Source organism: Candidatus Kryptonium sp., from assembly GCA_025060635.1.
GTDB lineage: Bacteria > Bacteroidota > Ignavibacteria > Kryptoniales > Kryptoniaceae > Kryptonium.
Genome location: JANXBN010000006.1, coordinates 74,979 through 88,933 on the forward strand (window position 1 = coordinate 74,979; position 13,955 = coordinate 88,933).

Annotated in this window: 14 protein-coding genes; 1 reads left to right on the forward strand and 13 read right to left on the reverse strand. The window is 37.3% G+C overall.

Annotated elements, in window-relative coordinates:
- Positions 1 to 20: 20 nt before the first annotated feature.
- Genes NZ923_08465 through lipA form a run of 3 tightly spaced genes read right to left on the reverse strand, consistent with a single transcriptional unit; the run spans position 21 to position 2,645 of the window.
- Positions 21 to 317, reverse strand: a complete 297-nt coding sequence (locus NZ923_08465; GenBank protein MCS7230049.1) for a hypothetical protein — start codon at positions 315 to 317, stop codon at positions 21 to 23.
- 24 nt (positions 318 to 341) lie between these two features.
- A complete protein-coding gene (locus tag NZ923_08470) occupies positions 342 to 1,775 on the reverse strand; it encodes an oligosaccharide flippase family protein (protein ID MCS7230050.1) in 1,434 nt (477 codons plus the stop codon).
- A gap of 18 nt (positions 1,776 to 1,793) precedes the next feature.
- A complete protein-coding gene (lipA, locus tag NZ923_08475) occupies positions 1,794 to 2,645 on the reverse strand; it encodes a lipoyl synthase (GenBank protein MCS7230051.1) in 852 nt (283 codons plus the stop codon).
- A 92-nt stretch (positions 2,646 to 2,737) separates the two neighbouring features.
- Here lipA and NZ923_08480 point away from each other — a divergent pair, with 92 nt between their 5' ends.
- A complete protein-coding gene (locus NZ923_08480) occupies positions 2,738 to 4,891 on the forward strand; it encodes a VWA domain-containing protein (GenBank protein MCS7230052.1) in 2,154 nt (717 codons plus the stop codon).
- Between the two features lie 3 nt (positions 4,892 to 4,894).
- Here NZ923_08480 and NZ923_08485 read toward each other — a convergent pair whose 3' ends face one another.
- From NZ923_08485 to gltX, 10 genes are all read right to left on the reverse strand, one after another.
- A complete protein-coding gene (locus NZ923_08485; protein ID MCS7230053.1) occupies positions 4,895 to 5,797 on the reverse strand; it encodes a tyrosine recombinase in 903 nt (300 codons plus the stop codon).
- A gap of 170 nt (positions 5,798 to 5,967) precedes the next feature.
- Positions 5,968 to 6,513, reverse strand: a complete 546-nt coding sequence (locus tag NZ923_08490; protein MCS7230054.1) for an arginine decarboxylase, pyruvoyl-dependent — start codon at positions 6,511 to 6,513, stop codon at positions 5,968 to 5,970.
- A 22-nt stretch (positions 6,514 to 6,535) separates the two neighbouring features.
- The gene (gene tyrS, locus NZ923_08495; protein MCS7230055.1) at positions 6,536 to 7,738 is read right to left on the reverse strand and encodes a tyrosine--tRNA ligase; all 1,203 of its coding nucleotides are present in this window, start codon (positions 7,736 to 7,738) and stop codon (positions 6,536 to 6,538) included.
- 56 nt (positions 7,739 to 7,794) lie between these two features.
- On the reverse strand, positions 7,795 to 8,259 hold the full coding sequence (gene smpB, locus NZ923_08500) for an SsrA-binding protein SmpB (protein ID MCS7230056.1): 465 nt from the start codon (positions 8,257 to 8,259) through the stop codon (positions 7,795 to 7,797).
- Positions 8,260 to 8,301: 42 nt separating this feature from the next.
- Positions 8,302 to 8,790 (reverse strand): DUF2721 domain-containing protein, encoded by a 489-nt coding sequence (locus tag NZ923_08505; GenBank protein ID MCS7230057.1) that lies wholly within the window; start codon positions 8,788 to 8,790, stop codon positions 8,302 to 8,304.
- Positions 8,791 to 8,792: 2 nt separating this feature from the next.
- On the reverse strand, positions 8,793 to 9,353 hold the full coding sequence (apt, locus tag NZ923_08510; protein MCS7230058.1) for an adenine phosphoribosyltransferase: 561 nt from the start codon (positions 9,351 to 9,353) through the stop codon (positions 8,793 to 8,795).
- Between the two features lies 1 nt (position 9,354).
- A complete protein-coding gene (locus tag NZ923_08515; protein ID MCS7230059.1) occupies positions 9,355 to 10,131 on the reverse strand; it encodes an enoyl-CoA hydratase/isomerase family protein in 777 nt (258 codons plus the stop codon).
- A gap of 138 nt (positions 10,132 to 10,269) precedes the next feature.
- Complete coding sequence (locus NZ923_08520) at positions 10,270 to 11,292, reverse strand: zinc-binding dehydrogenase (GenBank protein MCS7230060.1); 1,023 nt, start codon at positions 11,290 to 11,292, stop codon at positions 10,270 to 10,272.
- 13 nt (positions 11,293 to 11,305) lie between these two features.
- Complete coding sequence (locus NZ923_08525) at positions 11,306 to 12,448, reverse strand: DUF1624 domain-containing protein (protein ID MCS7230061.1); 1,143 nt, start codon at positions 12,446 to 12,448, stop codon at positions 11,306 to 11,308.
- The gene (gene gltX, locus NZ923_08530; protein MCS7230062.1) at positions 12,445 to 13,887 is read right to left on the reverse strand and encodes a glutamate--tRNA ligase; all 1,443 of its coding nucleotides are present in this window, start codon (positions 13,885 to 13,887) and stop codon (positions 12,445 to 12,447) included. Before gltX ends, NZ923_08525 begins: the two co-directional genes overlap by 4 nt.
- Positions 13,888 to 13,955: the final 68 nt, after the last annotated feature.

Genomic DNA, 13,955 nt, shown 5'->3' on the forward strand with positions numbered 1-13,955 from the left:
AATTTTTGCCTCCGTTTATTTTATTTTGATAAAATTTTAAAACTTTTGACGAGAATTTTTCCTTTCTCAATTCCTTTGGTATCCCTTCCTGTGACTTCAAGAACAACCGTAGATCCCTGATTTTTCCACAGCTCTTTGTAAACAGGTGAATTTCTTGAGATAATAAAAACTCTACCATCCTCTGTTTGAATCGCAAGCTCAACAAACGGCTCATTGCCGGTTGTGTAAATTTTCCCTTTAATGCTAAAGCCGTCCGAAGAATGCCATATCGCATAACAGCCTGAAATTAGAACAAGAAGTAAAATAAAAATCTTCACGAGAATTGTCCCTTGTGTTTTGTCCTATGCCCGTTTTCGGGGAAAGAACTTTAAAACTAAAAGAAATATAAAAAACACAATCAACAATATCAACTTTAAAAGCGTAGGTGTGAGTTGAATCAAGCTCGGATTGGCGAATTTATAAAGAGCGAAACATGAAATCGTTGCGGTTCCGATTTTTATCAGTTTTATGTATTCGTATTGTATGGGGTAAATTTTTTGAACAATAAAGAAAAGCGAAACCGCCATCACAAAATAACTTATAAATGTTGCCCAAGCAGAGCCATAGATTCCGAAGTATGGGATTAAAATATAGTTTCCAGCTATATTTGCTATCGCTCCGATCCCTGTAATGTAAGGGAGATAGCTTGTCTTTTTCTCAATGTAAATTCCTGCTATTAAATTAACATAGATTCCGTTGAAAAGATAACCAAGCAAGACAATCGGCACAATGTCAAGCCCGCTCCAGTAATCCGGATGTATTATGTATCTTCCAAAGATTTTTATTTTAACAATATCGCTTATAAAGAATGAGACAGCCAAAAACAAAAACGATGCAGATAAAACAAAGTAGGTCATAACTCTTGAGAAGAGAATCTTCGCATCAGGACGACTTGCGTTTTTCAGAAAAAAAGGTCTCCAAGCGTAGTCAAACATTGAAACGAAAAGCATCATAAAGATCCCGAGCCGATAGTTAGCTTGGTAAATCCCCACGGTCTCGTCGTTTGTCAGGGCTTTTAAAATTGGGCGATCTACAACTTGGATCACCATTGCGGATAAGCCCGAGGGTATGTAAGGCAAGCCAAACTTTAAAAGCTCCGTGTAAAGATTTTTCAAAAATGTCAATGAAAAATTTTGTAATATCACAGGCAGAAGCAAAGCAAATGTCAACGCTGATGCGATAAGATTGCTTATAAAAATGCCATAAATTTCAAGATTCAATTTCAAAAGCAAAAAAATGTTGAGAGCAACATTTACAATTATATTCAGCACCTTTATCGTTGAAAAGATAAGCGCTTTACTTTCAAGGCGTAAATATGCAAATGGAATTATGGAAACAGCGTCAAAAAATAAAATCCAGGCTGAATATCTTATACATATTGCGTATTTTGGAGGAATGTCAATTAATTTCGCGATTTGATCCGAAAAAAAATGAATCAAACTTGAGAATAACAACGAAGTTAGAAAAACCGATATAAACGGCGTGCTAAAGTTTTCTTTTTTGTTGCCAATTTCAAGCGATGAAGCATATCTTAAGTATGCTGATTCCATTCCATAGGAATAAATCACATTCAGAAAAGCAATGTAAGCGTAAATTGTGGTGACAACTCCATATTGGTCTGGTTTTAAAACATTTGTGTAAAATGGAACGAGAAGGAAATTTAAGAATCTTCCAATTATCGTGCTTATACCATAGATTGCGGTTTCCTTCCCAAGCTGTTTTATTTGCGGGAACATCAATTTATTTTTTTACTTTCACCATATTATGTGTGACTCCGCGTGGTAGGAACTTCTCACAAGTGGACCCGACTCAACATATTTAAATCCCATTTCAAGCCCGATATTTTTAAACATTTCAAACTCTTCTGGTGTGACATATCTATCAACAGGCAGATGCATCTTCGTCGGTTGGAGATATTGCCCAAGCGTTAAAATATCAACATCTATTTTTCTTAAATCTTTCATCACTTCAATTACTTCTTCGTTTGTTTCCCCCAGCCCTAAAATTATTCCTGTTTTTGTAACAAGCCCTCGCTTTTTACAATAATCTAAAACCTTTAAGCTTCTTTCATATTTCGCTTGAGGACGGACGGTTTTATAAAGTCGTGGGACTGTCTCAACATTGTGATTTAAAATATCTGGTTTTGCTTCAATTACTATATCAAGAGCTGATTCATCCCCTTTGAAATCCGGAATCAAAACTTCAACTCTGCATTCTGGGACAAGTTTTCTTATCTGTCTTACTGTTTCAGCAAATGCCCACGCTCCTCCATCTTTGAGGTCATCTCTGTTAACCGAAGTTATAACAGCATGTTTTATTCCCATAAGTTTAACTGCTTCTGCGACTCTCCTTGGTTCATCTTGGTCAAACCATTCAGGTTTTCCTGTTTTTACGGCACAAAATCCGCAGCTTCTTGTACACACATCGCCAAGTATCATAAAGGTTGCAGTTCCCCTTGACCAACATTCGGACATGTTTGGACAATGTGCTTCTTCACAAACTGTGTGGAGTTTATAGACATTGACGATGTTCCTCACATAGGTGAAGGAACCGTTAACCTGAAGTTTTATCTTAAGCCAGTCGGGTCGCTTTTCTCTTATTTGCATTGTTTTGAGAAATTTTGTTTTCGTCAATACAAAGTTAAAAAATTTTGTTTGAGAAATGAAATTTTTAAATTCAAAATAAAAAAGAAATCTTGATGGGCGTTTTTTCGCTGAATGCAAACCTGATAATAGCTTTGCTTGCGGTTTTGGTTTCAGTTGGAGTTGGGTTGATTTCATATTATCGTGTGTCCGTCCCAGGTGAGCGAAGCAAAATAATTTTTCTTTTCATCTTAAGAGTTATTGCTGTTTTTATATCTTTTCTTCTGATTTCCGAACCGATTTTGACGCTCATATTGCGCTCAAGTCAATCACCTTCGGTTGCTATATTAATTGATAACTCAAAAAGCATGGGAATTCAAGATCGCCTTGGGGATAGGAAAAAGCAAACTAAAGAAATAGTAGAGAAATTAACCAAAATAGATATCAAAGGGGATAAGAGATTTTTTGTTTTTTCTGGGGATGTTGAGGAAAAAAGGAACTTTAATGTGGATTCACTTTCGTTTTCTGGTGGTTTGACCGACATCGCAAGAGCTTTGAGGAAAATTCAATCAATTTCAACGCAGGAAAATATAAAAGCAGTTATCCTTGTTTCGGACGGAATTTACAACGCTGGTGAGAATCCAGTTTATTTCGCTGAAAAGGTTGAAATACCAATTTTCACAGTTGGAGTTGGTGATTCAACCGTTCAAAAAGATTTAAAAGTTATTGATGTTTTGGCAAACGAAGTAGCATATGCAGGTGTAGAAACTCCGATCGTTGCGAGGATAGGAAGCGCTGAGCTTGGTGGAAGCGAGGTGATCGTTTCTCTTCATGATGAAAAGAGTGAAATTAGCAGGGAGAAGCTAAAGTTAGATGTTGGCGTAAATGAGTATGTTGTTAACTTTAAGTTTATCCCCAAAGAGGAAGGATTAAAGAAATTTGTAGTTAAAGTTCAGCACCTTCCGGGCGAGGTAACATATCAAAACAATCAAAAATCTTTTTATGTTAAAGTTTTAAGAAGTAAATATAAAATTTTACTCGTAAGCGGTGCTCCGAGCCCTGATCTTGCTTTCGTGAAAAGGGTTCTTGTTGAGAATAAAAATTATGAGGTTATCTCTTATACGGAGAAACGGGGTAGAGAATTTATAGAAGGAAATTTTGACTTTAAAAACGCTGAAACAGCTGACGCTGTTGTGTTTGTTGGATATCCAGTTAAAACCTCCGATGTTGAGATAATTAACAGATTGAAAAATGTTATCAGTGCGCAAAATAAACCATTTTTCTTTTTAATAAGTCGGACGGTTGATTTTGATAAGTTAAGGATTTTTTCAGATGTCTTGCCTTTTAGATTCTCAAGGGTTTTTGGTGATGAGGAGATTGTGAATTTGGTTATAACCGAAGACGGGCGAAATCACTCAATTACAGATTTGAAGGATAAAAACAATATATGGAACATGCTCCCACCTGTTTTTAAACTGCGTGGTGTTTTCAACGCAGTTTCGGGGACGATTGTTCTTGCGAAAGCAAAATATCAGAACATAGAAACCGATGAACCGTTAATTGTCGTAAATCGTTTTGGAGATAAGAAATCTGTTGCAGTCCTATGTTATGGGATTTGGAGATGGAAGCTTATGACCGCACAGAATAGGGAGTTTGATGGTTTTTTTGAAACATTTGTTAATAATCTCGTTCGTTGGCTTATAGCGCCTGTTGAGGAAGAATTTGTGAAATTTAAAATTACGAAAAATTTTTATAGTGAAGATGAGGAGATAAAATTTTCAGCTCAGGTTTATAATGAAGATTATTCGCCGATAAACGATGCGGAGGTAGAGGTTAAAATTTTATCTCATGAAAGCGGAGAGATAATTCGTGAGATTGAACTTGAGAATGTAAGTCCTGGGGTTTATTCCGGTGGAATTAATCTTTTGAGGGGTGATTACAGGTATGAAGCCAGTATTTTGAGAAGGGGAAAAGTGTTAAGAAATTTCTCGGGGCGTTTTACGGTTGGAGAAGCAGAAGTTGAGTTTTTAAACACACGGATGGATGCAAAGCTACTTCGCGAAATTGCCACAAGAACTGGTGGCGTCTTCATAAGTAGCGAAAAAGTTGATACACTGGGTGGAATAATAAATTCACTTTCTGATTTTAAGCCAGCGATAGTTGAAAGGAAAATGGAATACATTTTATGGTCAAGGTTTGAGCCACTTGCTATAGTTATAATTTTGCTTTCAATAGAGTGGTTTATGCGGAAAAGGATGGGGCTTGCGTAAAATTTATTCAGAGCGAGGATGGGCAAGTTTGTAGGTTTTTTTCAGATGCTCAATTGTGACATGCATGTATCTTTGCGTCGTTGATAAGCTTGAATGACCGAGAAGTTCTTTAACAGCCATTATGTCGGCGCCGTGATTTAAAAGGTGAGTTGCGAATGAATGTCTCAAGACATGCGGTCCTTTCTTTTCAATATCCGCAACTGCGGATATATATCTACTTACTATGTGGTAAACCTCAATACTTGTTATCCTTTTCCCGTTTTTTGATAAGAACAAAGCTTTCTTGTCATCATCTGTTTGATTTGGTGTTATAAAGTTTTTTCTTATGTTAAGGTAAGTTTTCAATGCTTCCTTCGCTTTTTTGCCGAAGGGGACAAATCTAACTTTGCTACCTTTTCCAAGAACTTTAATTGTTTGGCTTGCGAAGTCAACATCTTCAATGTTCATCCCACAAAGCTCGCTTACTCTTATTCCTGTGCTGTAAAGTGTTTCAAGTATTGCTTTATCCCTTATGCCTTCATCGGTTTTTAAATCAGGTAAATTCATCAGTTTTTCAATTTTGCTTTCTTCAAGGAAAACAGGCAGTGTTTTTTCTGTTTTTAGTGAGAAACCAATTGTTGGGTTTGAAGAGATGAACTTGAATTTGTTCAGGAATTTGAAGAAAGATTTAAGAGCGGAAAGTTTTGTTGATATACTTGTTTTTTTGAGCCCTCGCGAGTGGAGATAAGAAAGAAAATCCCTAATTAAAGATCTATCAATCCGTGCGACATTTGCTTCCCTTTGGGCTTCGTTTATGATGAAGGAATAAAACTCATACAGTGCGTCGTGGTAGGATTGAATTGTTCGTTGCGAGTAGTTTTTTTCTATGTCAAGATACTCAAGAAATTTTCTGATTTCGTTTTGCATTCGTTTTGTGTTAAAAAATTTATATAAGGGCTTTAAACTTGACTTTTTCTGAAAGATGTATTATATTTATTACAGGTTTAAGAGTTCCCTCACCCAGGGTATCCCCCGCCCTGGGTTCCCCCGCAGGGCAGGTTCCCCCCGCCTGCCCTTTCCTTCTTACCTTAAAGGAATTAAGGAATTAAAACAGCAGCAGCAACAACCGTTGTCCATAATCCAGTTTTATCAACCACAGCAGATTGAGTTATATTAAATGTCCTTACGATTTTACCGCTCATTTTCCATACTTGTTCTCTTTCGTCCCAGCTTGTGTTCGGATCAAACTCAAGTCCAAGCGTCGTTGCAAGCATTGTTGCAGCAAGGTCTTCAGCATATTCTCCGGCTTTATCGTCAGTTTGACCAAAAGCGTGATGCTCTGAAAGATATCCAAATTGTTCAGAATCAGCAGGTATGGCGACCCCAATTGATGCAGCGATCAATCTGTTAGGCTCGTTGCTTGATTCTTGGCTTATAACGACATGGACAATTTGTCCTGGCTTGAGATATTCAAGTCCTTTGTTTTTTGGTATTATTTTACATCCAGGTGGAAATATACTTGAGACACGAACGAGATTAAATTGCGCGATCCCCGCATCGCGGAGCGCCATCTCAAAGCTTGTTAATTTTTCTTTGTGTCTGCCAACTCCTTTCGTCAGGAACATTTTTGTTGGGACATACAATTTTACCTTTCCTCCTTTAAATTTAGTTTTTAATTTTTGGCTTTATTCTTAAAAATTTCCGTTTTCCAACTTTTATGACGAATGATTTTTCAAGAGTGACAACGCTGTCAATATCGTTGATTTTGTTGCCGTCAATGCTTACGCCACCAAGTTGAATCAATCTTTTCGCTTCGCTTTTTGAACTTGCAAGCCCCGTTTGAACAAGTAGTTCAACAACTCTAATCTTCCCATCGTTGACATCAATTTCAAATTCTTCAACTTCATCTGGGATTTCTTTCTTAACAAAAATTTTATCAAACTCTTCCTGCGCCTTATTTGCTTCGTTGAAGCCATAGTACATTCGCACGAGTTCCCACGCTAAACGCCTTTTCAAGTCCCTTGGATTTACGCTCGGGTCTTGAAGTTGCTGACGAATTGTTTCAATTTCTTGCGGTGGAAGATCCGTCGTTAAAAGAAAATAATCGTAAATCAAATTATCTGGAATTGACATGGTTTTGCCATAAATTTCAAAAGGTGGATCATTTAAAGCGATGTAGTTATCAAGTGATTTGCTCATTTTTTCAACGCCATCAGTTCCAACAAGAAGTGGCATCGTTATTATAACTTGTGGTTCTTGTCCAAATTCCTTTTGTATATCTCTGCCAACAAGAAGATTAAATTTTTGATCAGTTCCACCAAGTTCAACATCAGCTTCAATCGCAACAGAATCCATCGCTTGCGCAAGTGGATACAGAAGTTCATGAATGCTTATTGGTTCTCCCGATTTATATCTTTTGTTGAAATCATCTCTTTCAAGCATTCTTGCGACCGTATATTTGCTGGCGAGTCGTATCACATCTTCAAATGTCATCTTCCCAAGCCATTCGGAGTTATATCTTATCTCTACTCTTTCTGGAAGCAGAATTTTCTTTGCTTGCTCAAAGTATGTTTGTCCATTTATCCTTGTCTCTTCAAAAGATAATTGCGGTCTGGTCTTACTTCGCCCTGACGGATCACCAATCATCGCTGTAAAGTCTCCGATTATTAAAATTGCTATGTGCCCAAGCTCTTGAAAGTGTCTCAATTTTCTCAATACAACCGAATGACCGAGATGAAGGTCTGGTTTGGTTGGATCGCAACCAAGTTTAACTTTCAGAGGTTTTCCTGTCTTTATTGATTTTTCAATTTTTCTTACAAGATCGTCTTCTGGGATTATCTCAACAACACCGTGCTTAATTAAATCCATTTGTTCATTTACGCTCGGGAATTTCAATTTGTGTAAATATCATTTTGTTTTTGAAGCTATTCTCTATATTTATCCGCATACTTTCGCTTCAATTCTCGCTGTAAATCTCTTTCTGCAATGTCTTCTTTCTTTTCGTATTTTCTCTTTCCACGGACAAGTGCAAGTTCAACCTTAGCTTTTCCTTTTTTAAAATAAACTTTCAACGGTATCAGCGTCAAACCGCGCTCTTTAACTTTTGTTGCAAGTCGTATGATTTCATGTTTATGTAGAAGTAATTTCTTGTCGCGGAGTGGATCGTGATTATGAATGTTTCCATACTCATAAGGGCTTATGTGCATGTTTAAGAGCCACATTTCGCCGTCTTTAATAATTGCGTAACTGTCTTGTATGCTTACTTTACCTTGGCGGAGCGATTTGACCTCTGTTCCTTTCAATACAAGCCCTGCTTCAATTGTTTCAAGAATTTCGTAGTCGTGATATGCTTTTCGGTTCGTTGTTATTATTTTGATCTTCTCTTCCATTTGAAGATAATTTTAAAAAAATTAATTCCTAAAGTCAATTTTTCATTCTTCACCTTTCACCTCTATCAGGATAACGCGATATGAAACCAGGACATCTACACCAAGGAAACAAACGCCGCAGAGAACGAGTAAAAGCCCAATGACAAACAAGTAAAGCGGAATTTCACGAATAAGCGGAGTTGCAAAAAATATATTCAGCCCTATTGCAAACGATGTCAAGACGAAAAATATCGCAGCAACAATATGACAAAGCATCGCATTTCTTATATACCAGATCCTTTTGATCAAAATATCAATTTGATTTTTTATGCTTAGAAAGCGAACATTCTCTGTGTATTCAAGCTCGCCGTGTTTTACAAGCTCTTTTATGAGTTTGCGTTTTTCCTCGTTTAGTAATCTTACTCTATTCACAAGCGTTGAATGTCTTGCGTTCAAACCTGATAGAAAGAAAGCGCTTGATGATATCATGATCGCTGGTGACAAGATCGTTTGAATTGCCTGCGTTGCTGTTAAGACGAAATTATTTTCCATTTTTACATTTCTTGTTCGCTGTCATATTGAATGATTGAAAATATATCGTAATTTTTCAAGCGTTCTCTTCCATTCAGGAAGCTTAGCTCAATCAAAAAGCAAATGCCAACGACTTCGCCACCGAGTCGCTCTATTAATTTGCATGCAGCTGAAACAGTTCCGCCAGTTGCAAGCAGATCGTCGTGGACCAGGACTTTTTCGCCTGGCTTAATTGCATCAACATGGACTTCCATTGCATCAGTGCCGTATTCAAGTTGATATTCTTGCCTTATTTTTTCAGCTGGAAGTTTTCCTGGCTTTCGTATGGGCACAAATCCAGCACCGAGAAGATAGGCAAGCACTGAACCAAATATGAAACCTCGGGATTCAACGCTTACGACTTTGTCAATTTTAATGTCTTTGTATTTTTGATAGAATGTGTCAATGGCGAGTTTGAAAGCGTCCTTGTCTTTCAAAAGCGTTGTGATGTCTCTGAAAACAATTCCATCTTTTGGGAAATTTGGAACGCTTCGGATTATGCTTTTTAGCTTCTTGCTGACCTCGGCAATTTGAATTTCGTTCATTTCACCATTTGATTTTTTCTTTTTTTAAAAATGCATTTATACCCTTTTGACAATCTTCCGTTAACCTTGAAATTGAATTCATCGCTTTGGCATATTCAACTGCTTGGTGTAGCCCCAGAAAATATATGTTTGAAAGCATCTCTTTTATAAATTTAATAGATTCTGGGCTTGTTTCCGTGGCTAAATTTTCAGCTAACTTAAAAGTAAAGTTTTTCAACTCGTCATCTGGAACTGAATAATTAGCAAATCCGATCCTAACAGCTTCTTCCGCATCAATTATATTTCCAGTCAGAAGAAGTTCCCTTGCTTTTGCGCCAGAAATTCTCCTTACGAGAAATGCCATCACGATTGCTGGGATGAAGCCAATTTTAGGTTCGGTGTATCCAAATTTTGCGTTTTCTTTTGATGCGATGATAAAATCGCACACGCTTGCAAGCCCACATCCTCCTGCTAAAGCAAAACCGTTTACCATCGCAATTGTTATTTTCGGATATGAAAAAATTTTCAAATAAAGTTGTGCGAGCTTTTCAGCGTCAAGATAGTTCTCATATGAATTTAGGGTTGAAAGTTTTTTAATATATTCAAGATCTGCACCTGCACAAAAAGAATTTCCAGATCCAGTTAAAATCACACATCTTATGTTTTCCTCCATCGCAAGATCAAATGCTTTTGAAAGTTCATCAACAAGCTCTGAATTTAGGGCGTTTCTTTTATCGGGTCTGTTCAGAGTTATCGTCGCAATTCTGTCGTTTTTTTCGTAAATGATTTGCTGAAACATCTCTTTTTAAATTTTGTTTCCAACGATTTGAAAATTACTTATTCTGTTTGACAAAATCAATTTTATCAGCGTGATAGTTCGGAATAAATTAAATTCCCCTTTTTCAGGACGGTTATTTAATCTTTGCGTTCTTGATTCTTAAATTTTTAAAACAACTTTTCCGAAGACCTCTCTATCCTCAAGCATCCTGTGAGCTTCCTGGGCTTCTTCAAGTGGCAAAACCGCGTGAATTACAGGTTTTAATTTTCCATCTGTGAAAAATTTTAATACTTCCATCAGTTCGCTTTTACTTCCCATGTAAATCCCCTCTATTGACAAATTTTTACCGTAGATGAATCTTAATTCAATTGGAACTTCGCTTCCGCTTGTTGCACCGAGCGTGATTAGCTTGCCTCCCTTTTTAAGTGATTTCAAGCCTTTCATAACTGTATCAAATCCGACATGGTCAAGGATCAAATCAATCCCTTCGCCTTGCGTTTCAACTTTTAATCTTTCTTGGAAATCTTCTTGTTTATAATTTATTAAAACATCTGCACCTAATGATCTTGCCTTTTCAAGTTTTTCATCACTTCCGGCAGTTACGAAGACGAATGCGTTGAAAAGTTTAGCAATTTGAATTGCTGCGATCCCAACGCCACTTCCAGCAGCGTGAATTAGAACTTTCATTCCTGGTTTTATCCCTCCGCGAGTGACAAGCGCATGCCAGGCAGTTAGGAAAACAAGAGGTATTGAAGCTGCTGATTCAAAATCAAGATTTGCAGGAATAGGTAAAACATTTTGAGCAGGCAATACAACATATTCAGCATAAGTCCCATCTTTCTGAACGCCGAGTATATGATAAAGTTTGCAGAAATTTTCTCTGCCAGAGACACACTCTTGGCAAACTCCGCAACCCATTCCTGGGGAAATCAAAACTTTCTCACCAACTTTAAGGTGTGAAATTCCATCGCCAACTTCTGCAATTATTCCAGCTCCATCTGCGCCAAGTATATGTGGGAATGGTATCTTGAAAAGCCCTTTCCTTACCCAAATATCAAGGTGATTTAAACTCGCCGCTTTTAGCTGCACGAGCACTTCACCAGCTTTAGGCTTTGGCTCAGGAAATTCAATAACTTTAAGTTTATCTCGCCCGCCGAATTCGTTGATTCCGACCGCTTTCATTTTTTGCTCCTTTTTAGTATGGGTTTATGAGAAACACCAATAAAATTATATTCGCTATGGCATATCTCAGATAATCAACTGTGCGATAGTTCCTCCACTTTGCAATGTTTAAAAGGTAGGAGGATAGAAACATTGTCATAGCGAGAATCAAAAAGAGAGTAAATACTTGAGGATAGCTCAACATCTCTCTCCAAAACGCAGAGAAGGAAAGAGTGGGATTAATTGGGCTTCCATAAATAATCATAAGATGAACGACATAAACGAAAAGAGATTCAACACCGAAAACTTGTAATGGATGAAATTTCAAATTTATAACACTTTCAATTCTCCACACGATGTAGAAGACGATAATTACAAACGAAAGACGCGAGAAAGAGAGGAACGGACTTGAATAAATCAAAAACTGATTTGGATTTAAAATGATTTCGGATAGTGGTTGAAGGATTAGCGTAATTGGGAAAACGAAAAGTGAAATCTTGAGAATTTTGTTGAAAAAGATTTCGGTCTGTTTGGAATTTGCACTTACCATGAACATATGCCCAATATAAACGCCGAACAAGATATAACCAGCCCAAGGGAAAAGCGGGAATTTTGAACCGTGAAATGTGTTGAGGTATTGAGACAAAAAGAGAGGTAAAAACTTTGAGAAATCAATCATAAATAAAAGCGGTGAAATCAGGAACACGAAAATTCCAGCCAAGAGAGAAAAGGTGGAAAACTTATTAGCATCTTTAAACAAAAACAGAGCTAATTGTAGCGATAAAAGAGAAACGCCTATCACTTGCAAAACATCTGAGGAGAACAAAACAGAAAGCACTTCAAAGTTTGACTCGCTTATCAATTTTCTCAAGGACAGGTAGGGAAGGTGAAGGAAGTAGCCAAGGAATATAATGAAGAGAAACTTCCTAATTCGCTTTAGAAATTTCTCGGAAAACCTTGAATATTCTTCAACATATTTCAGCGTCGTGATTGAGAAAGCGAATCCAGATATGAACAAAAACATCGGTGCTGTAAACCCGCGAAAGATCGTGTAAATTTGGAACGCCAAGGAGGATTTTTCAACTGGATTTAGGAGAGCGTCCGCTGTATGACCGTGAAGCATTAGAAGTATCGCAAGCCCACGAAATACATCAATAAATCTCAAACGACCGCTCATATTTTAAAAGATCTCTCAATTCTTTGTTTTACTTTATCTTTTCCAAAGTATTCAACGATAAGTGGAAGCTCTGGGCCGTGTGTTTTTCCAGTCAGGGCTACTCTTATCGGCATGAAGAGGTTTTTACCTTTTATGCCAGTTTCGTTTTGTATTTCTTTTGCTAATTGTTTGAATTTTTCTCTGTCTATTTCTGTGTCAAGTTCTTGGATTTTTTGGATAAACTTTTCAAGCACGGTTTTGCTGGTTTCAAGCTTCATTATTTCCTGTGCTTCACCGTTTTCAATTTGAATTTCTTCGGTAAAGAAGATATCAACATAATCAGTGATCTGCGCGAGATATTCAAGGTGTGTACGCACTGCTTCAACAATTATTTTAACTTTTTGAAAGTTTGATACATCATATCCTTTTTCTTTCAAAAATGGGATCGCAAGTTGAGTTATCCTGTCAAGGTCTGAATTTTTGATGTAATGTGAGTTCATCCAGTTAAGTTTCTTCAGGTCAAAAATTGCGCCTGCTTTATTGACTCTTTCAAGCGAAAACTCTTTTATTAGTTCATCAAGCGTGAAAAATTCTCTTTCGTCGCCAGGATTCCAACCAAGCAGTGCAATGAAATTGACAATTGCTTCGGGCAGATAACCTTTTGCTCTGTAATCCTCAACAGCGACATCACCTTGTCTCTTGCTTAGTTTTGTTCTATCTGGATTTAAAAGCAAAGGCAAATGTGCAAATTGTGGTTTTTCCCAACCGAGATATTCGTAGAGGAGAATATGCTTGGGTGTGCTTGGTAACCATTCTTCACCGCGGATCACATGTGAAACTTTCATATGGTGGTCATCAACTACTACCGCAAGATGATATGTTGGGAAACCATCTGACTTTAAAATTATCTGATCATCAAGGACTTTAAAGCTTATCGTCACATCTCCGCGAATTAAATCATGAAATGTTAATTCTCCCCACTCTGGGATTTTCATTCTTATTGTTTTAGGTATCCCTTCGTCAAGTTTTCTTTTTACTTCTTCTGGCGATAATCTTCGGCAAGTGCCATCGTATCTTGGGGCTTGTTTGTGTTTTATCTGTTCCTCTCTCATTTTTTCAAGTCGCTCTGGAGAGCAAAAGCAATAGTAAGCTTGTCCTTTTTCAACAAGCTCTTGAGCGTATTTTTGGTAGAGTTCTAATCTTTGAGATTGGATATACGGTCCATAGGGACCACCTTTGTTTGGTCCCTCGTCAAATTCAATTCCTGCCCAATGTAATGTTTCAATTAAATTTTCTATAGCTCCAGGGACGATTCGGGTTTGGTCGGTGTCTTCTATGCGGAGGATAAATTGACCGTTGTGCTTTTTTGCAAATAAATAGTTGTAAAGTGCTGTTCTTAAACCACCAACATGAAGAAAGCCAGTCGGGCTTGGTGCAAAGCGAGTTCTTACAGACACAATCGCATTTTATACAATTTGATTTTAAATCAAAAACTGCCCTGAAAACTCAGGGCAGTTTGTTTCTTTTG